The organism is Paenibacillus sepulcri (assembly GCF_042647105.1).
GTDB lineage: Bacteria > Bacillota > Bacilli > Paenibacillales > Paenibacillaceae > Paenibacillus_Z > Paenibacillus_Z sepulcri.
In genome coordinates this window covers 2,453,209-2,472,559 of record NZ_JBHRUP010000001.1, presented here as the reverse complement: position 1 = coordinate 2,472,559, position 19,351 = coordinate 2,453,209, and the positions used below count along the sequence as shown (strand labels likewise).

At 51.3% G+C, this 19,351-nt stretch carries 15 protein-coding genes and 4 pseudogenes; 9 read left to right on the top strand and 10 right to left on the bottom strand.

Features of this window, described 5'->3' with window-relative positions:
• Positions 1–132: 132 nt before the first annotated feature.
• Positions 133–451 (top strand): annotated as a pseudogene (ppnP, locus tag ACFOLF_RS10965) (pyrimidine/purine nucleoside phosphorylase).
• 198 nt (positions 452–649) lie between these two features.
• Here the strand turns inward: ppnP and ACFOLF_RS10960 are convergent.
• Positions 650–973: a PilZ domain-containing protein gene (locus tag ACFOLF_RS10960; RefSeq protein ID WP_379219618.1), complete on the bottom strand. Its 324-nt coding sequence runs from the start codon at positions 971–973 to the stop codon at positions 650–652.
• A 105-nt stretch (positions 974–1,078) separates the two neighbouring features.
• A pseudogene (locus ACFOLF_RS10955) lies at positions 1,079–1,958 on the bottom strand (NAD(P)-dependent oxidoreductase); the annotation flags it as partial.
• Positions 1,959–2,272: 314 nt separating this feature from the next.
• Here ACFOLF_RS10955 and ACFOLF_RS10950 point away from each other — a divergent pair.
• From ACFOLF_RS10950 to ACFOLF_RS10925, 6 genes and pseudogenes are all read left to right on the top strand, one after another.
• Positions 2,273–3,623, top strand: a pseudogene (locus tag ACFOLF_RS10950) (glucose-6-phosphate isomerase).
• Between the two features lie 30 nt (positions 3,624–3,653).
• Complete coding sequence (locus tag ACFOLF_RS10945) at positions 3,654–4,286, top strand: YigZ family protein (protein ID WP_210038206.1); 633 nt, start codon at positions 3,654–3,656, stop codon at positions 4,284–4,286.
• A 188-nt stretch (positions 4,287–4,474) separates the two neighbouring features.
• Positions 4,475–5,281 carry a sulfate ABC transporter permease subunit CysT gene (gene cysT / locus ACFOLF_RS10940; RefSeq protein WP_379114083.1) on the top strand — a complete coding sequence of 269 codons (807 nt, stop codon included), beginning with the start codon at positions 4,475–4,477 and terminating at the stop codon, positions 5,279–5,281.
• A complete protein-coding gene (locus ACFOLF_RS10935) occupies positions 5,278–6,075 on the top strand; it encodes a sulfate ABC transporter permease subunit (RefSeq protein ID WP_210038208.1) in 798 nt (265 codons plus the stop codon). The genes cysT and ACFOLF_RS10935 overlap by 4 nt, the downstream gene beginning before the upstream one ends.
• 3 nt (positions 6,076–6,078) lie before the next feature.
• A pseudogene (locus ACFOLF_RS10930) lies at positions 6,079–7,144 on the top strand (sulfate/molybdate ABC transporter ATP-binding protein).
• A gap of 62 nt (positions 7,145–7,206) precedes the next feature.
• Positions 7,207–8,277 (top strand): sulfate ABC transporter substrate-binding protein, encoded by a 1,071-nt coding sequence (locus tag ACFOLF_RS10925; protein ID WP_210038210.1) that lies wholly within the window; start codon positions 7,207–7,209, stop codon positions 8,275–8,277.
• A 116-nt stretch (positions 8,278–8,393) separates the two neighbouring features.
• Here ACFOLF_RS10925 and gpmA read toward each other — a convergent pair whose 3' ends face one another.
• The 8 genes from gpmA to ACFOLF_RS10885 form a co-directional block, all read right to left on the bottom strand.
• Positions 8,394–9,125, bottom strand: coding sequence for a 2,3-diphosphoglycerate-dependent phosphoglycerate mutase (gene gpmA, locus ACFOLF_RS10920; protein WP_210038211.1), 732 nt, complete (start codon positions 9,123–9,125; stop codon positions 8,394–8,396).
• A 55-nt stretch (positions 9,126–9,180) separates the two neighbouring features.
• Positions 9,181–10,323, bottom strand: a complete 1,143-nt coding sequence (locus ACFOLF_RS10915; protein ID WP_210038212.1) for a stalk domain-containing protein — start codon at positions 10,321–10,323, stop codon at positions 9,181–9,183.
• A gap of 130 nt (positions 10,324–10,453) precedes the next feature.
• On the bottom strand, positions 10,454–11,569 hold the full coding sequence (locus ACFOLF_RS10910; RefSeq protein ID WP_210038213.1) for a GerAB/ArcD/ProY family transporter: 1,116 nt from the start codon (positions 11,567–11,569) through the stop codon (positions 10,454–10,456).
• 21 nt (positions 11,570–11,590) lie between these two features.
• Positions 11,591–11,815, bottom strand: coding sequence for a hypothetical protein (locus tag ACFOLF_RS10905; RefSeq protein ID WP_210038214.1), 225 nt, complete (start codon positions 11,813–11,815; stop codon positions 11,591–11,593).
• Between the two features lie 6 nt (positions 11,816–11,821).
• Positions 11,822–13,021, bottom strand: a complete 1,200-nt coding sequence (locus ACFOLF_RS10900; RefSeq protein WP_210038215.1) for a Ger(x)C family spore germination protein — start codon at positions 13,019–13,021, stop codon at positions 11,822–11,824.
• 11 nt (positions 13,022–13,032) lie between these two features.
• Positions 13,033–14,553, bottom strand: coding sequence for a spore germination protein (locus ACFOLF_RS10895; protein ID WP_210038216.1), 1,521 nt, complete (start codon positions 14,551–14,553; stop codon positions 13,033–13,035).
• A 241-nt stretch (positions 14,554–14,794) separates the two neighbouring features.
• Positions 14,795–15,595, bottom strand: coding sequence for a Cof-type HAD-IIB family hydrolase (locus ACFOLF_RS10890; protein WP_210038217.1), 801 nt, complete (start codon positions 15,593–15,595; stop codon positions 14,795–14,797).
• Positions 15,596–15,684: 89 nt separating this feature from the next.
• Positions 15,685–16,533 (bottom strand): helix-turn-helix transcriptional regulator, encoded by an 849-nt coding sequence (locus ACFOLF_RS10885; protein ID WP_210038218.1) that lies wholly within the window; start codon positions 16,531–16,533, stop codon positions 15,685–15,687.
• A gap of 139 nt (positions 16,534–16,672) precedes the next feature.
• Here ACFOLF_RS10885 and ACFOLF_RS10880 point away from each other — a divergent pair, with 139 nt between their 5' ends.
• The gene (locus ACFOLF_RS10880; protein WP_379113926.1) at positions 16,673–17,617 is read left to right on the top strand and encodes an aldo/keto reductase; all 945 of its coding nucleotides are present in this window, start codon (positions 16,673–16,675) and stop codon (positions 17,615–17,617) included.
• Between the two features lie 193 nt (positions 17,618–17,810).
• On the top strand, positions 17,811–19,238 hold the full coding sequence (locus ACFOLF_RS10875) for a S41 family peptidase (protein ID WP_210038219.1): 1,428 nt from the start codon (positions 17,811–17,813) through the stop codon (positions 19,236–19,238).
• Positions 19,239–19,351: the final 113 nt, after the last annotated feature.

Here is a 19,351-nt window from a genome sequence, read left to right as displayed (position 1 = left end):
GCTTGAATGAGGCGGGGGCGGTCGCAATGCGGCCTTCAGTCCCCGCCTTCTTTCTAAAGAAATGACATTATTCGTTTCTACCGAAGTTCGTTCTAAAACATCCCACCTATAATAAAAGGAGCTTATACCCACATGTCCCAGTTCGAAAATGTAACCATTGTCAAGAAAGCCAATACCTATTTTGAAGGCAAAGTGACCAGCCGTACCGTGCTGTTTGCCGATGGCACAAAAAAAAACGCTTGGCATCATGCTGCCGGGGGAATATGAGTTTGGCACAGATGACAAGGAAATTATGGAAATCCTCGCCGGTGAACTGCAAATCCTTCTGCCCGGAGACGAGCAGTGGATTACGATCTCCGGAGAAGGCGAGTTCACGGTTCCTGCGCAGTCCAAATTCAAGCTTAAGGTGACAGGCGTTACGGACTACTGCTGCTCTTATATTCAAGAATAACCGTGAAAAAAGCTGCTCGATGCTCATCCATTCGGATAAGCAGAGCAGCCTTTTTTGTAAACGTATGAACGTATAAAACTTCATCATACATCGCTTATATTTCCGAAGGAAAAAACTTGCCTTAACCTCCAAAGGACAGCGTGCAGCTGTTTCTTCTTGAAATGTCAGGGAAAAAACGTGCCACAACGGGCCGCAGGCTCAATCGGCAATGATGATCTGCTTGCCAATGTAAGCTTCCAGCTGCAGCCGCTGATAAGGAGCGAGGCCTGCCAGCATGCAGCCGTAACGGAACTGGCTGCCGCTCGTTTCGATCCGGATGATGCGCCCGGTAACCGGAGGAAGCTCCGAATCCTTGGGGAAATGGATAACAATAAACATATCCAGTTCAAGCGGGGAAGAAGATGATATTTGAAGGCCGCTGTCGGAGAGATCCCAAAGCATGCCTTCAATCAGCTGGCCGGAGAAGGCGCCTTCCTGCTCCCATTGATAGACAGAGAGCTTCAATGGAATTTGCAGCTCCACCCGCTCGCTTTTTCGTCTGTCACCAGTATCCGCTCCGCTCCTGCCTGCAGCTTCTGAGGTAGCTGCAAGCTCATTCCGCAGCTGCTGATTGCCGGAGTGGTTGGTAAGGCGCTTGTCAATCCACTGCTCATAACAGTTGGCCAGGGCCGACAGATCGAGATCGCCAAGCCCCATGGACTCGCCCATCTGGAAGAGGCTCTTGACCGTCTCCAGAACGGGGGGTTGGCGTCTTCAAACCATCAGAGAGAGCGGAAGAAAGACGAAGATCCTTCAGCATCAGGGAAAGGGAGAATTGAACGCTGAAATCGCGGTCAAGCAGCCGCGGCCCTTTCATTTCGGCCATCCGGCTTGCCGCGCCGCCGGACTGCACGAGTTCAATGAAGGAGGCAGCATCAATGCCGCCGCTTGCCGCAATGGCCATGCCTTCGACCAGTCCGGCAATATTAATGCCGACTACCGTGTTATGGGCAAGCTTGGCAGTTGCTCCGCTGCCGCTTGGTCCCATGGGAATGACTTTGCGTCCCATGGCCAGCAGCACGTCGTTGATGCGGTGAGTCACTTCAATGTCGCCGCCGACCATAAATACAAGCGAGCCATCCTCGGCGGACGGTTTGCTCCCTGTGACGGGCGCATCCAGGAAGTCGGCGTACCGCTGCGCTGAATCGGCAGCCAGCTGCCTTGCCAATGCAGGCGAAATCGTGCTGCTGTCGACAATAATCGTGCCGGGCATAACGCTGCTGAGCAGGCCGTTCTCACCATAGTAAACTTCACGAATGGCATCGTCGTTGCTGATCATCGTAATGACCAGCTCTGAGCTGCGGGCGAGGGCAGCCGGTGTAGCGGCTTCTTCGCCGCCAAGCTCGAGGAGCTTGTCCACTTTGCCCGGCGTACGGTTGTAAAGTGTAACGTGATAACCTTTGCGAAGCAAGTTTGCCGCCATCGGTGCACCCATGACACCAAGGCCAACAAAACCGATTTTATTCATCCACTTTCATCTCCTTGTCAGGTGAATCATGATCTTCTCATTTTATCATAAACAGGCCTGGAGAAGAATTGGACAACCTTCGGGAACAACTGCCGTATATGTGGTTTTCGCGTTCAATTGCCGCCTGTGTCCTGCCTGCCCGGAACACGGGAGCTGCTGGAGGACGGCCGGAGCTGTCTCCGCTTACCTTGTTTTTGCCTGGGAAATCCATTATTCTAATGCTATCGTAGGACATGCTTACGAGGTGCTTTTTCTCCCTGGCAGGCAGGAAGATATCCATGAATGTATCGCCAAAAACTTAGGAGGTTTCACCCATGAGTAAAGCAGTGAAATTTGATTACAGCAAGGCGCTTGCTTTTATTGGTCAGCACGAGATCGACAATTTAACCCAACAGGTACGGGCGGCGCATGACCAGCTGCATAACGGAACGGGCGCGGGCTCCGATTACCTGGGATGGATTGATCTTCCGAACAATTATGATAAAGAAGAGTTTGCACGCATTCAGAAGGCGGCAGCGAAAATCCAGTCCGATTCCGAAGTGCTGATTGTCATCGGCATAGGCGGATCATACCTGGGCGCTCGCGCGGCTATCGAGATGCTGTCGCATTCCTTTTATAACTTACTGCCGCAAGGACAGCGCAAAACGCCGCAAATCCTGTTCGCCGGCAACAATATCAGCTCTACATATCTGACCCATCTGCAGCAGCTGCTCGAAGGCCGCGACTGGTCGGTCAACGTGATCTCCAAATCCGGCACAACGACAGAACCGGCCATTGCCTTCCGGATTTTCCGCGAAGCGCTGGAGAACAAATACGGCAAGGAAGAAGCGCGCAAACGGATCTACGCCACAACCGACCGTGCTCAGGGCGCATTGAAGAAGCTGGCTAATGAAGAAGGCTACGAGTCATTCATTATCCCGGATGATGTTGGCGGACGTTATTCTGTATTGACCGCTGTCGGGCTTCTGCCAATCGCTGCTGCCGGCATTGACATTGATGCCATGATGAAAGGCGCGTCGGACGCCTCGATGGCTTATGCCAGCCCGGAGCTTGCCGAGAATGAGGCCTATCAATACGCCGCAGCCCGCAATGCCTTGTACCGCAAAGGAAAAGCGACTGAAATCCTCGTCAATTACGAGCCGTCGCTTCATTTCGTCTCAGAGTGGTGGAAGCAGCTTTTCGGAGAAAGCGAAGGCAAGGACTACAAGGGGATTTTCCCGGCGGCAGTCGATTTCTCGACGGATCTGCATTCCATGGGGCAGTTTATCCAGGAGGGCAACCGGAATATTTTTGAAACGGTGATCCAGGTGGAGAATGTCCAGGAGCAGATCACGATCGGTCATGACGAGAACAATCTGGACGGGCTTAACTTCCTGACTGGAAAAACGATGGATTTTGTCAATAAGAAAGCATTCCAGGGCACGCTGCTTGCGCATACGGACGGTCAGGTACCGAACTTTATCGTCAATATTGCCGATCTTACGCCTTACACATTCGGCTATCTCGTTTACTTTTTCGAGAAAGCATGCGGGATCAGCGGATATCTGCTTGGCGTGAATCCTTTTGATCAGCCGGGCGTTGAAGCTTACAAGAAGAATATGTTCGCCCTGCTTGGCAAGCCTGGTTTCGAGAAAGAAAAAAGCCGAGTTGGAAGCACGCCTATAATCCTCTGCCGGCAAGGAGTTTGCAACTGATATGCTGAACCGATACAAGACGCTCCGTCAGCAGGCAAGCGGCGAGATCGTCATCAGAAAGTCGCGTTTCATCGGGCATGGCAAGCCGGTAGAATCGGAAGCCGAAGCTGTCGCTTTCATCGATGAAATCAAGAGGCAGCATCGAGATGCGTCGCATAATTGTTCGGCGTATCTGATCGGGGAGCGTGACGAATGCCAGAAGCAGTCGGATGACGGTGAACCAAGCGGCACAGCCGGCAAACCGATTCTGGAAGTGATGAAGCACCAGGAGCTCAAAAACGCCGTTATCGTCGTCACCCGGTACTTCGGCGGCATTATGCTCGGCGCAGGCGGGTTGATTCGCGCCTATGCCGATGGCGCTGTCGCGGCAATTGATGCGGCTCAGCCGATTGTGAAGATCCTCCGCCGCGAGGTGATCGTGGATGTGGATTACACCTGGTACGGCAAGCTGGAGAATGAGCTGCATGCCAAAGGCTGGAAGGTCGGCGACACCGCGTTTACCGACCGTGTGGTAATGACCTGCCTGCCGGAGGAACCGGAGGCCGAGCGTTTTACAGCCTGGATGACGGATGTGACCCAGGGGCAGGCGATCATTACGAATGGCAATACCAAATATGATATCGAAGGGGAATAGCCCTTCATTTGAACTCCCCGGAGATGTGGCCGGGGAGTTTATTTTTTCTCATAAATCCGATCATTATTTCTTATATAAGCATTGACTGGACAGGCAGCTATCTGCTACATTATCAATACCGAGTAATTTAATGGGAATTAGCGCGATTCCACAAGGAAAGCGCCGGGGGGTAAGACAGCTTGAATTTTATGATGCGCAGCCGCTGGTGGAGTTTCGGTTTTCGCAGCACCATTATGCTTTATTTTATTGTTTTAATCATTTTGCCGATTATTGGAATTTACACGCAAGCATTTACTCTGGGCTGGGGGCCATTCTGGGAAAGCATCACCGATCCACTTGCGTGGAAGGCGGTTCTGCTCACAATCAAGCTTTCGGTTATTGCGACTGTTATTAATATGCTGCTGGGCACCATGATCGGATGGGTATTGATCCGTTACCGGTTTCCGGGCCGGCGGCTGCTGAACAGTCTGGTTGATTTGCCATTTGCGCTGCCGACGGCTGTCGGCGGCTTAATGATATTGCTATTGCTGGGACCTAACAGCTTTGTTGGGGGATTGGCCGATAATCTCGGTTTTCAGATTGTTTTTCACGAACCCGCTATAATTGTGGCGATGGTATTCGTCACCTTCCCGTTTGTCATCCGGGCGATTCAGCCGCTGCTGGAAGAGATGGACAAATCGGAGGAGGAGGCCTCTTACACGCTGGGCGCTTCCAAGGCCCGAACCTTCTTTCAGGTGATATTTCCGTCGATGCTGCCAGGCATACTGAGCGGATCGATGCTGGCCTTCTCCAGGGCGCTCGCCGAATTCGGGGCGGTTGTGCTTGTGGCGGGCAATATTCCGGGCAAGACCTTGATTGCAGCGGTTTATATTTTTGGTGAGATTGAAAGCGACAATACGCAGGGTGCAGCCGCCACCTCCGTGCTGCTGCTCACGCTATCCTTTCTTATTCTATGGGCCGTCAACCTCGTTCAGACGAGGAGGGCGGACAAATGAAGAGGCTGTGGATTCCGCTTACGTATCTCGTATTTCTTATACTGCTGATTGCGCCGATCGTGAAGATATTCACCGGTGCCTGGGCGGATGGCTGGAGCGGCTTTGCTGAAGCGCTGACCCGCAGGGAGGCGTTAAACGCGCTGATGATGACAGGCATTATTGTCCTTGTCGTTACGGCCATCAATACCTTGTTTGGTGTGATGCTGGCCCTTTATCTGGTCCGGGCGACCTGGCTGGGACGAAGGATCAAGCAATTGCTCAACAGCATCGTCGATCTGCCGTTCGCGGTTTCGCCGGTCATTGGCGGCCTGATGATTGTGCTGCTGCTGGGACCAAGCTCCATCATCGGTACATTCTTCGAGGATATCGGCTTTAAAGTGGTGTATGCGCTGCCGGGGATGATTCTGGCGACCCTGTTCGTTACGTTCCCGCTCATGGTGCGGGAGGTAATGCCGGTGCTGCAGGAAATTGGAGCCCAGCAGGAAGAAGCCGCATCGACGCTTGGCGCCTATTCCTGGTATACCTTCTGGCATGTGACCTGGCCTTCAATCCGATGGGGTGTAATCTATGGCGTCGTTCTGACTGTCGCCCGGTCATTGGGGGAATTTGGCGCCGTGCTGGTCGTCTCGGGCAATATAATGAACAAGACACAGACAGCGACAACGCTCGTCTATCAGGATGTTGAGAATTTCAATGTGACGGCTGCAAACGGTGTGGCGCTTGTGCTGGCGGCTTTCTCTGTCGGACTTCTGCTGCTCATGGAATGGGCCAAAAAGCGAAAGGAAGTGCATTAGACGATGCATATCGAGGTGCGCGGATTAAATAAGCAATTCGGTGATTTTCATGCGGTGCGCGATGTCAGCTTTGACATAGAGAAGGGAAGGCTGATTGGCCTCCTGGGACCGAGCGGCGGGGGGGAAAACCTCTATTCTCCGCATGCTGGCCGGACTGGAACAGCCCTCTTCCGGGGATATCGTATTTCACGGCAAACGGGTCAATGATCTGCCGCCGCAGGAGCGCGGGATCGGGTTTGTTTTCCAGAACTACGCCTTGTTCAAACACATGACCGTTTACGACAATATAGCTTTCGGCCTCAAGGTGAAGAAGCAGTCCAAGGGAGCCATTCGCGACCGCGTTATGACCCTGGTTGAGCTGACGGGGCTCAAAGGCTTCGAGCATCGTCTGCCGCATCAATTGTCCGGCGGCCAACGCCAGCGCGTCGCGTTTGCCAGAGCATTGGCTCCTGAGCCTCAATTGCTGCTGCTGGATGAGCCGTTCGCAGCGATCGACGCTAAGATCCGCTCCGAGCTTCGCACATGGCTGAAGGAAATGATTGAACGTGTGGGCATTACCTCCATATTCGTCACGCATGACCAGGATGAGGCCATCGAGGTCGCAGACGAGATTATGATTATCAATAAAGGGCGGCTGGAGCAAAAAGGGTCGCCATGGGATATATACAAAAATCCGCAAACGCAGTTTGTGGCGAGCTTCATCGGAGAGTCCACGATCGTATCGCAGGTGGAGAATCTCAAAGGCTTCGAGGATGCATCCAAGTGGCCGGGAACCCAGGCGCTTATCCGTCCGGAATATATCGAGATTGGCAGGCATAATGAATTCCGCATTGCATCCGCGACTGCGCGGGGCAAGGTCAAGCAAGTTCATTTCCGGGGAAGCGAGTGGATGGTTGAAGTAGAGGTTGGCGATATCAAGCTGATCACGTACCGCTCGCTGGAGAAGGAAGTCCTGCAGCCTGGAGACGAGGTCAGTGTGCTGATACACCGGGCCTATCTGTTTAATGATAATGACACATGGATCATGGAGAATAAACTGAAGGAAGACCCCATGCCGATTCATATCTAACAAGGAGGTGCTTTGCGGATTCTCGGGCAGAGCAGTCTCTAACAGAAAGTGTTGTGTAATGTATGAACCCTACCCTGACAAAAGGATGGCGTCTTAGCGGTATTCTATGTACGATTCTAATCCTGATGATCGCCACCGCCTGCGGGGGAAATGATCCGGGACAGGATGGCTCCGTTCCGACTGCGACCAAGGGCGATGTGACGCTGGTTATTGGCGCTTATTCCGTGGCCAAGGATGCCTTTGCCGAGCTGCTTCCGAAGTTTAAGGCGAAGTGGAAAGCGGAAACCGGACAGACGGTTGATTTTCAGGAGTCTTATGAAGCGTCCGGAACACAGGCGAGAGCCATAGCCGGCGGCTTCGAGGCGGATATCGCCGTGCTTGCGATGGAAGGCGATATCGACAAAATCCAGAAGGCGGGCTTTATCACGCATGACTGGAAGCAGGCCATTGCGCATGATGGCATGATTACACGATCCATAGCCGTTCTCGGTACCCGGGAGGGCAATCCCAAGGGCATCCATGACTGGGCGGATCTGACCCGTAAAGGGATCAAGGTGCTTTACCCCAATCCGAAAACCTCCGGGGGCGCCCAATGGGACATTAACGCGATGTACGGGGCCGGACTCAAAAAATCGGAGGAGGATACCGGCAAGAAGGATCCTTCCTATGCCAAGGCTTTTCTGGAACAGATCCATCACAATGTGGAGTCGCTCGATAAGAGCGGGCGCGCCTCGATGGCAGCTTTCGAATACGGTGTAGGCGATGTGATCGTGACATATGAGAATGAGCTGATTGCCCGAATCAACCAAGGGGTGAAATATGAGATCGTTGTGCCCAGCTCCACGATTCTGATCGAGAATCCGGCTGCGGTGGTTGATGTCAATGTGGATAAGCACGGAACGCGCAAGGTGGCTGAAGCGTTCCTGAACTATCTGGAGACCCCGGAGGCGCAGCATATCTTCGCCGACTATGGCTTTCGACCTGTTGACGATAAGGTGCTGGCAGAGGTGAAGGACCAATATCAGCAGCCGGCGGATCTATTCGACATCAGCTATCTTGGCGGATGGGACCAGGTACGTGATACGCTCTATTCCCCCAAAGGCGTATGGTATCAAGTGCTTGCGGGGCTATGATCCTTTGAAATAAAGCATGCAAAAAAGCACTCTGCTTCGGTATTTCGGCAGGGTGCTTTCCTCTGTGAACTCATTTGTAATCCACTATAAGAAAGTATGATTGCGCTACCCATTCTTCAAGTCAAAGGATCCGTTACGGACCTTCCCTCTACCTCGCCGGATTCGCCCAGAAAATAATGCCGCAGCGGCTTCAGATTGTCATCCAGCTCATATACCAGCGGGGTGCCTGTGGGAATATTGAGATCGGCAATCCCGTCCTCGGGAATCTGATCCAGGTATTGGACAAGCGCCCGTAAGGTGTTGCCGTGAGCAGCGATCAGGACCCGACTGCCCGACTTCAGGGCGGGCTGAATGGTTTCGTTCCAATAGACCAATGCCCTCGCTTTGGTATCATCCAGATTCTCCGTTAGCGGGACACATTGTTCAATGCCCGCATACCTGCGGTCAGACCTCTCACAGCGCGTATCGGTCAATTGCAGGGCAGGCGGCCGGATATGGACGGATCTCCGCCACTCATGGACCTGTTCATCCCCGTATTTCAAAGCGGTTTCAGCCTTGTTCAACCCCTGAAGGGCTCCGTAGTGGCGTTCATTGAGCATCCAGGTTTTAAAGACGGGAATCCACATCAAGTCCATTTGATCCAAAATAATCCACAGCGTGCGAATCGCTCTCTTCAAGTAAGATGTATAGGCGATATCGAAGACATAGCCGTTCCGCAGCAATATTCCCCCGGCTATTCGGGCCTCCTCAAAGCCTGTGGGGGACAAATCGATGTCTGTCCAGCCGGTAAAACGGTTTTCGAGATTCCACTGGCTTTGGCCGTGGCGTATCAGTACAATTTTAATCATTCCGGGGTTGTCTCCCTTTCGTTGACGCTGTCTTGTACGTTGGTCAAGAGCAAAATCAGGCCGTGATCATAACTGCAGTCGCTGTATAAGCGACCTTTGCCTGAAGCAGCTCGGAATAGAAAGCAAGCGGAACATATAACGTTCCATTCTTAATGACAGGGGCGGTCTCCAGGGAGAGAAGGGCGTTTTTTTCGGAAATGTAGGAATCCTTACCCACGGTTGCCGTAATAAGCTGCGAGCCTTTGAACAGCTTAGCCTGCTGCGAAGCTTCCTTCCAATTGAGCTTGTAGCCAAGCGCGGCGGAGATGGGACGCAGGGGAGCCATGACGATACCGCTCTCATTTGTAAACAGCGGCGCTTGTCCGAGATCCAGCTTGACTCCATTGATAAACACAGGCAGCGAAATCAATTGGCCGCCCCCGGAGGAGCTGTCGCCGGCATAAGGAACCTTGATTTCGGGCAAGCCTGCGGCATACGGGGCAATTTCATAATTTTGAAATACAATGTAGGCGTCGCCGCCTTTCACATAGAAGGTCTGGTCATCGGTAATGCCTGTGAAGGCATCCTGAAAATAATGATCGGGGTTTGACGCTATTTCTTCTTTCACTTTTTTATTGATAACTGCTTTGTAATCGGCACCAAACAGGTCCTTGAGCGTGATAAGAGAAGGCTTGTCGGAATTCCGGATATTATAGGTATCCATGCGGGTGATGCCATGAGCGCCTCCCGTGAATAGATAGGTAAGCACTTTTATGGATAAATAGTTGCTGTTCCCGGGACTTCCATCGGACATAACCTCATACTTGACCGTGATATCATAGGGAATAAAATCAATACCTGCATCGATCGCCTCTGCGGCGCCGCTGGCAGCCTGCTTCTTGACAGCCTCCAGATCCTGCCGGGCAAGCTCGGAGATGCGGTAATTAAGTTCTCCCTGATACTGGGTGCTCCGCAGGCCAGCGATAACCGGATACTGGACGTTGGCGGTATACGTTTTTGAAATTGTTTTAATTGTCTTTGCGGAGACCTTGATGGCGGATGTTTTTTGGTTGGCTAAGGGGCTGCCGACATCGATTGTGTCAGCAATCCCGTTCCCACTGGCAAAAGAAAGCGGGGTGCCGGCATGGAACATCAGGCTGCTAATTGCTCCAAGGACCAGTATTTTCAGGCAATTGCTCGTCAAACGGTGTTGGGTCATCTAGATTCCTCCATGATGCATGATATAACATAATTATAAGTGATACGGGCGCCTTATAAAGTAACAAAATGGTTAAAACGCATAACTCTTTTTAACCCGAATGAACTCAAATGAATAACAATTGCCCGATTCAGCTCTCAGGAGCCGAAGGGGCTTTTTGTTTATTTTTTTTGACCAGGTAACTGACCAGCAGCAGCAATACGATGGCGGCAATATAAGTGTAATCCCAGAAAGGCCAATATTTTGCCGTTATTTCCGTCAGGTAAGAGTAATTGGGGGAGAAGTAAAAGGCGAGTCCGAATAAGATGAACCCAATGGGAGCAGCAAGCATACGATAGTCCTTCAATCGGAATAGCTGGGCTGTTCCCAGAACGGTGGCGTAATAATACAGGACGGTTTTGAAAAAGATCGAGAAAATCCAGATAATGGCCAGCATGGCCTCAAGCCGCTCCAGAAAATGACCGATGCTGATTTTTTTGGCCAATGAGTAAGAGGGGTAGATATGAAAAGAGGTCATAGTCGGTCCCAGTACCAATGTGGATAGCAGGACCAGAATGAAAATAATCATTCCCCCGAACAAGGAGCCAAGCAGCAGATCCCTCTGCAGATGCGTACCCTCATTGACATAGGGAATAATTACCAGAAACACGAGAAGCTCCGAGAACGGGAAGGCAACCGAGTAGAGCATTCCATGCAGCACTGGGCCAATTCCGCTGCCCAGTATCGGGAGCATATTCGTCAGTTGTATCTGGGGCAGCAGAAGCAGAACCAGGGAGAAAAAGAACAGCAGAAACCAGGGGAAGAAAATCTCGCTTGCCCTTGCGAGGGGCTCCAGCCCCAATTTAATCCCGAACAGCATCACAATAATCATCATAAAGTGAATCACATAAAGCGGGGTTTGCGGCAGAATGATGGTCGTAATGAAGTCGCTGATTTCACGCAGCATCCCCGAAGTAAGCACGAGAAAGAACATCAGAAATAGAACCGATAGAATCCCGCCGAAAAATTGACCCAGGAGCTTCTGGTTCATTTGAAATAGTGTCGATCTGGCCTCCATCCGGCTTAGCCGCAGCATCAGCCACAAGATGAACAGACCGATAGGAATGCCCAGCAGTACGGATAGCCATGAATCCTGTTTGGCCGCTGTTGTCATCATGGAAGGCAGGAAGAGGATGGAATCCCCGATTGTAGTGAAGATGACGAGGATTGTTATTTGTTGGATGCTGATTTTTCCATGTTCACGCAAATATATCCACCCTTTCCTAACTTAGTTGAAAATCCAGCTGCTAATCGGGGAATAGACCATCTTGAGTACGATTAGTGGACTTGGTAATGGAACCGATTTAACGGACGCTATGCTCAGAGCGATCCCGGCGACGAACAGAACGGAGAAAATAACGGTTTCTTTGATCCACCGTTTCCTGATCAGGACCGGCAGTTCAAGTGCAGCCGCTGCCAGGGCGAATATCAGGACAGCAATTAGCATCATCACAAAGCATCACTCCTTCAATTCCTTCGTAATCGGGTTGCCTATGGCTCCCAGCTTCCGAACGATCACCTTTACTTGGTAATTCACCTTGATCCTCGGGAATTCCTCATCCCAATCTTTTTTCAGCTGATTCCATTTTTTCGGATGAGAATGATAGATCACTTGGCCGAATCCGAAAATATCGCTCTTATATTTTCCCTGCACATGAGCCATGGTTTGTTCCATCTGCTGCTTGATTTCTTTCTCCGCTTGTTTTTGCAGTTGATTGATCACGGGCGGGCTTGTCAAATCGATATCGCATTCAACCTCCCCAATGTCTGCCGTAATATTCACATTAATGTTCATAAGAGTCTTGCCTTGTTTGATCTGGCTTTTAGTAGAGGTCTTGGAGTTGTAGACTTCTATCGTGAGATTTCCTCCATCCGGACAGGCCACTCTATTTACAGTGGTGTTTATATTATTCATGATGTAATTGAAGCCTTTGGTTTCTTCCGGATCTAACCAGCCGATCAGACGGTCCCCCTTGAAGACGCCAAGATTGGAATACTTCAAGCGTGCGGTGCTATCGATTTCCTTGACATTCTGTTCCTTCTCTCCGGTGCGTTGATTGCCGATTACGTTGATTCCCGTCAGTACGGGATTGATACCATCGGTAATCAACTGGCTTACAAGCTTATCCAGTGTCACATCCGCGGTTGTAGCCCAGACCTTGGAGGATGCCTCAAGCGAGCTGTACATATTGACTGCCGGAATTTCCTCCAGAGGCGTCATGATTTTCAGAACATTTTCAGCAGTGCCGTTCTTTGCAATCATCACGAAGAGGTCTGGCCGCGGTTCCGAAACCCGGGTCTGGAAGTCCAGGATTTTGGAGATTCCTTCCCGGGCCAATGCTTCACCAATGACCAGAACGCGAATGTGAGCCCCATAAATTTTTCGTGGACTTGTTAACGTAAGTTTACGGAAGGCTTCGAATAATGTTGGAGCTGAGGCTTTATACATAACAACAGGGGACCTGCTGCCATTGCCGTTTTTCGTTGAAACGGCTGAGGGGTTAACGACTTGGACGGAAACCTGATAATTATCGCCGATTTTATCAAATCCCGTCCCCAGTTGGATTCCAAGATCACTGAGTTCGCGCCGGTCCCAGCAGCCGGTTAAGCACATGACAATCAAACAAACAGCCAATATCCATCTGCATATGCGTTTCATATTGGACTCCTTTATTTGTCTGATTTATTTCCGGCTTGCTGCCGAACAATATTTTTTTGACTGATAAGCCGAGGTCGTTTTAACATGGAAGACCATGGAACCCGGAATAGGGTATCCTTCTGATCCGCCAGATTAAAAGGAGCGAACGGACTCATATACGGGATCCCGAAGGAGCGCAGCGAGCATAGATGGAGAATAAGCACAATGATTCCGGCCAGAATGCCGAAGAGACCGAAGGAGGCGCCCAGGCCCATCAGTATAAAACGGAGCATCCGAACGGAAATGGACATGCTTGTTGCCGGAATGACATAGCTCGAGATTGCCGTTATGGATACGATGATAACCATAACCGAAGACACAATCCCGGCTTCCACTGCCGCCTGTCCAATAACGAGCGTTCCCACGATAGATACCGCTTGACCGACTGTCCTGGGCATCCGCACGCCAGCCTCACGCAGGATTTCATATGTGATCTCCATGAGAAGCGCTTCTATGAATGCGGGAAATGGAACGCCATCGCGCTGGGCGGCGAGATTAATAAGCAAATCAGTGGGAAGCATCTCCTGATGAAAGGTCGTAATAGCGATGTACATTGCAGGAGCCAGCAAGGAGATGAAAAAGGCTAAATAACGGATAAGCCGCAGCAATGTGCTGACATCGGCGCGCTGCGCATAATCCTCAGCTGATTGAAAGAATTGAGCGAAAAGGGCTGGAACAAGCAGCACGAAGGGAGTTCCGTCAATGAGAATGGCCACCCGGCCTTCCAAAATACCTGCAGCAATGGTGTCCGGCCTTTCGCTGTTGTAGATCGTGGCGAATGGCGAAAGCGTCTTATCCTGAATCAATTCCTCGATATAGCCGCTCTCTAATATACCGTCGATATCGATCCGGTCCAGCCTTGTTCGCACTTCCTCCACAATTTTGTCATTCGCAATATTTTTCAAATACATAATGGCCACGCTTGTTTGCGTAACCTTGCCGATATGGCGCTCTTCCATCCATAATTGCGGGTCACGTATTTTGCGTCTGACCAGGGCGGTATTCGTTCGCAGATTCTCATTGAAGGCTTCCATCGGGCCGCGTACCACTGCTTGTGTGATCGGTTCGGAGACATTTCGGCACTCCCATCCGGCTACCCCGATGCGCAGGCATTCCCGAAAGCCGTTCACCAAGAGGATCGCATCGCCGGACAAGAGATAAGTCATCATGGTATCCAGGTCTGCCACAATGCTTACGTCTCCCGCCATTAGAATGTCGTTCCTGATATAGGCCAGAACGCTGCTGCTTCTGGAATCCATTTCCTGAATGCTCGGGATGCTTTTGGAGGACATCAGATTATTAATGACACAGTTGTGCAGCTCTTTGACGTCTACAAGACCATCGATATAGATCAGGGCTGTCGAGACGGTCCCGGATAAAGAAATCTCCTTAATGATCAAATCAGGGCTCGCGCCCATGACATGATAAATATGAGTTATATTCTCTTTAAGATTCTCATGTAACGGCTTAGCGCTGCTGCTGCTGCCTTTCATTTCTCTCCTCCTTCGAAGGGGGATATCGTTATTATGTATCAGCTCTCTTGCGTTTTCCTATTATCACCAAGGGGTGAAGGATTTATTAAAAGCAGAAGGAAATGGCTTACCCTGTCCTTGGAGCGCGAAGGGGCAGTATGTTTCTTTACCTTTATATAAATGAACCTGTTGACAAAAAAAGCCGCATCACAAGCAAGAATTCTGCTTGTAATGCGGCTTTCATTCGAACCGGATAACGGAATCAGGATGGATCAAGTACAAATTTCTCGATGACATGACGTACGCCTTCTTCATTGTTGGACCGGGTTACATATTGAGCAATTTCCTTGAGTTTGGGAAGCGCATTGCCCATCGCCACGCCGAGTCCGGCAACTTCGATCATTTCATGGTCATTCCATGAATCGCCGATGGCGATCACCTCTTCGAGCTTGCAGCCGATATGTTCGGCCATAAAGGCGATCGCATGACCTTTGGTCCCTTCCTTGTGCATGAATTCCAGATAATGGGGCTTGGATTTGGTGATATGCACACGATCTCCAATCAGCGGCGCCAGCTCCAGCGCAATTTCGTCCAGGTAAGCCGGGTCATCGATAATCAGCATCTTGGTTGAAGGCCGATCGATCAATTTATTGAAGTCGGGCTCGACGACAAACGGGATCTTGGAGAGCGCAGAGTACCCGCGGCCAAGCTCAGTATCCTCCTGCACATAAAGTACATCGTTGATATACAGCTGAAGGTGCAGCTTGCGTTCCCTGCAGAACTCAAACAGCTGCTGGGCGGCGTCCTTGGGTACGCTTCGCTCATATAAGACCTGCTCATCCATAAGTGTCTTGATAAGCGAGCCCTGGTAGGTGATGATCGGCACATCAAAGCCGATTTGCATAGCGATTTTTTTGGCTGAGGGAAACATGCGGCCGGTGGCGAGTGTAATAAATACCCCCCGTTCAATAGCTTCCGTCAGTGCGGCTTTGGTCCCGGGCGTGACGATCAGATCGTCGGTCAGCAAGGTGTCGTCCACATCAATGGCAATAAGTTTATACATATGGTTATTCCTGCTCCTGTTCTCTCTTTAAGGTTTTCATTGATTGTATCGGATAATGATACGGCGGACAAGCGTTTTTTACGAAACCTTTAAGAACGGCGGCCTGTTAGAAACAGATTGCGGTACGCTGTCGGCGTCATTCCTTCGCTTTGCAGGAATCGTTTGTTGAAGTAGCTCGGGCTTTCATACCCGCAGAGCTGCGCTACATCATTTATTGCCAGGCTGTGCTTCTCGATTAACAGCTGCTTGGCTTTGCCGATCCGGCACATGGTGACGAATTCAAGCGGTGTTTGACCTGTGGCTCTCCGGAACCATCGGCAGAAGGCGTAACGATTCGTGCCGGCCTTCGCGGCCCATGTATTCAGGTCGAAGGAGGCGGAAGCAGCGGCCTGCAGCTCAGGGAGCAGCAGCAGGATGCGCTCACTGGCCTCCTCGCCGGGTGTATGAGCCGACAGCGGCTCTGCTTGTTCGATTAATTCGGCTATAATTCCATACATCAGCATCGACAGGCTGGTGGGATACAGTGATTTATGCTGCTGGATTTGCTGCAGCAGGTCTTCCATCCGGCTTTCAAGCATTTTGGGTGAGCGGATTCGCCATACAACCGACCGGTGAAAGCCGCGCTCCGTGAGATCGGCGAATGCTCCGCTGCCGTAGAAGTGGATCCATTTTACACTCCAGGCATGCGCGGGATCGCTGTAATAAATCTGTTTATCACCCGGGAAATATAGAAAAGCGTCGCCGGCCTTGAGCTCCTGGAGGCCGCTCTCTTCCTCCACAAAGCCCTGGCCGGCTGTAACCAGATGGAGATTGAATTCCAGCAGGCTGCCGGCGGATCGATCTACTTTGTGGTTCCGGATTTCCTTATAGAAACCGGCGGATTCGGGGAAGCAGTAGTAACGGTCCCGCCGAACCATGGGCAGTGTAAGATGTTCCATTTGCGCCCGGGAAGCCTCCTTTATTTTGAAAGCGATGTCTTTATCAATATTGTATTAGTCATTGCAATATATTTCGATTTTACTGCCGTTAATCCTGCTTTATAATAATCAATATATGACAATAGGGAGTGGATTTCGGATGATGAAGCAAATCAGGGTGGAAGGTGTTGAGCTGGGCATTTCTCAGCTGGTGCAGGGATCCATGATGCTCAGTATCGATAAGATGGATTACTCCAGCGAATTGCTTGATGCCTATGTATCAGCAGGAGGGAATGCAATCGATACGGGACATATCTATGGCGCAAAAACGGCCCAGGCTGTCGGGCAGTGGATGGAGGAGCGGGGAAACCGCAGCGAAGTCGTTCTGATCGGCAAAGGAGCCCATCCGTATGAGCAGTCCCGGATGACCAAGACCTGTATTCAGAGCGACCTGGTCGAATCGCTGGAACGGCTCAAAACCAATTACGTCGATATTTACATGCTCCACCGCGACGATCCCAATGTCCATGTGGGATATATTCTTGAGGGCTTGAACGATCAGATTGCCGCGGGCCGCTGCCTGTCCCTCGGAGCTTCCAACTGGACGGTAAGCCGTATCCGTGAGGCGAATGCATATGCGGAAAAGAACGGCATGAAAGGCTTTGCCAGCAGCAGCCCCAACCTTGGCCTGGCCAAGCCGATCGAGCCGCGCTGGGCGGGATGCGTCTCGACCTATGCCGAGGATGAGGCGTGGCATGAGCAGTCGCAGCTGCCGATTATTTCATGGTCCTCCCAATCCGGGGGCTTCTTTACGGATCGTTATGCGCCTGAGATCACACAGGATGCCGATATGGTCCGCGTATACTACAGCGCCGAGAACTGGGAGCGCAAGCGCCGTGCGGCCGTGCTGGGCGTCAAATATGGCGTCAGCGCGAACCATATCGCCCTGGCGTATGTGCTGAACCAGCCATTCCCGGTTGCGGCGATCATAGGTCCGCATCAAACCTCGGAGCTTTATGACAGCATCAAGGCGCTTCCCGTTGCTTTGACTGCGGACGAACTGGCCTGGCTGAGCCTGGCGAAGGAAGCTCTGGCTGCTGAATAGCAATAAGACATGCCGGATTTGCATTTTTCTCAAGCCTCAAGCCCTTCTTTAACCAAGGATCATGCGGATAATTGTCGCATTGATGACATTGGATGAGGAAGGGCTCTTTGGACTGTACGCCCAGCTTGCGGCTGACCGGGGAATGCGATAAAGTGAGTAGCAGATTCCTTGTGTCGGAACGGAGTGATTGAAGATGAGCTTGTATGGTCAGCAGGAAGCAAAGCAGCGGCGGAATGTGAATATGGTTCTGCTTATTGTGGTGGCTTGTGTTATCGGTTTTATCGGTGGACGTATATCAATGACGGTGCAGTATCCCATATTGAAGGAATCGACTTTCCACAATTTGTCCTATGCTTATAACGAAATTATGGATAATTTTTTGGACGGAGCCAAATCCAAGGCGCTTGTCGAAGGAGCCGCGGAAGGTATGGTTGCCTCGCTGAATGATCCGTATTCCGTTTATTTAAGCGGGGATAAGGGCGAGCAGTATGTACAGTCCTACGAGGATACCTTTGTCGGGATCGGGGTTGAGATAAGGGAGCAGGACGGGGAATTCATCATTGAGAATACGATAAAAGGGGCTCCAGCGGAAAAAGCAGGCTTGCAGTCCGGCGATGTGTTTCTGTCGGTGGACAGCAAAGAGGTCAAAGGCATCACGCTTGAGGAGCTCAAGCAGCTGGTTCAGGGCAAGGAAGGATCGATTGCGAAGCTGACGATCCGCCGCCAGGGGATGAATGAGCCGCTTGATGTTCCCGTTACCCGGGGGGCCGTGCCCGTGCATACGGTCACGTATGAGATGAAGGCGGACAAGATCGGTGAAATTACCGTTACCCGCTTTGCAGAGAAGACGGGCGACGAGTTCAAGGAAGCGGTCACGAAGCTGCAGGAGCTTGGCATGAAATCGCTGCTCATTGATTTACGGGGCAATCCGGGTGGGCTGCTGACCCCAACCGTTGAAATTGCCAATCTGTTCGTACCCAAAGGACAGACGATTCTCCAGGTGGTCTATAAAGGCGAGAAGCAGGTTATTACGCATAAATCAGAGCAAAAAACACCATGGACGCTCCCGATCGCGATATTGGTCGACGACAACACGGCAAGCTCGGCGGAGGTGCTGACCGCAGCACTCAAAACAACAGCAAACGCAACAGTGGTCGGCCAAAAAACATTCGGCAAAGGGATCGTCCAGAACTTCAGACAATTAAAGGACGGTTCTGTGCTTAAGCTTACGGAAGCCCAGTGGCGTTCTCCGGACGGGCAGTGGATTCACAAGAAGGGAATCGAGCCGAATATCGCCGTCGAAGCGCCTTCATACACGCTTCTGCCAAGGCTTCCGGCGGGATTGCAGATCAAATCGGGGGATTATGGGGACAAGGTGCAGACGGTTCAAAGCATGCTCAAGACCCTTGGTTATGACGTCGGCGCCGGAACCGGCATCTATGATGATGCAACTTCAACGGCGGTGAAGAAGTTCCAGCGGGATGAGGCGCTGCCGGATAACGGGGTTGTGAACGACAAGACAGCCTACCGGATGACGACCCGTTTAATGGAGAAATATAAGCAGGAAGACCCGCAGATGGCCAAAGCCCTGGATGTTCTCCGGACGGGGCCGGCCAGTTAAGAAGATAAGCAAGCATGATGAGGCAAACGGAAAAGATCGATTGAATCGGTCACATCCGTTTGCCTTTTTCTGTATGATAAGGTATAAAGTTACTGTAGATGGTTTACATCACC

Bases quoted from the DNA above. Each gene is read 5' to 3' on its own strand.
- ACFOLF_RS10945 (WP_210038206.1), top strand. From the start codon at position 3,654: ATGCTGAACCGATACAAGACGCTCCGTCAGCAGGCAAGCGGCGAGATC.
- cysT (WP_379114083.1), top strand. From the start codon at position 4,475: ATGATGCGCAGCCGCTGGTGGAGTTTCGGTTTTCGCAGCACCATTATG.
- ACFOLF_RS10935 (WP_210038208.1), top strand. From the start codon at position 5,278: ATGAAGAGGCTGTGGATTCCGCTTACGTATCTCGTATTTCTTATACTG.
- ACFOLF_RS10925 (WP_210038210.1), top strand. From the start codon at position 7,207: ATGAACCCTACCCTGACAAAAGGATGGCGTCTTAGCGGTATTCTATGT.
- gpmA (WP_210038211.1), bottom strand. From the start codon at position 9,125: ATGATTAAAATTGTACTGATACGCCACGGCCAAAGCCAGTGGAATCTC.
- ACFOLF_RS10915 (WP_210038212.1), bottom strand. From the start codon at position 10,323: ATGACCCAACACCGTTTGACGAGCAATTGCCTGAAAATACTGGTCCTT.
- ACFOLF_RS10900 (WP_210038215.1), bottom strand. From the start codon at position 13,021: ATGAAACGCATATGCAGATGGATATTGGCTGTTTGTTTGATTGTCATG.
- ACFOLF_RS10895 (WP_210038216.1), bottom strand. From the start codon at position 14,553: ATGAAAGGCAGCAGCAGCAGCGCTAAGCCGTTACATGAGAATCTTAAA.
- ACFOLF_RS10890 (WP_210038217.1), bottom strand. From the start codon at position 15,595: ATGTATAAACTTATTGCCATTGATGTGGACGACACCTTGCTGACCGAC.
- ACFOLF_RS10885 (WP_210038218.1), bottom strand. From the start codon at position 16,533: ATGGAACATCTTACACTGCCCATGGTTCGGCGGGACCGTTACTACTGC.
- ACFOLF_RS10880 (WP_379113926.1), top strand. From the start codon at position 16,673: ATGATGAAGCAAATCAGGGTGGAAGGTGTTGAGCTGGGCATTTCTCAG.
- ACFOLF_RS10875 (WP_210038219.1), top strand. From the start codon at position 17,811: ATGAGCTTGTATGGTCAGCAGGAAGCAAAGCAGCGGCGGAATGTGAAT.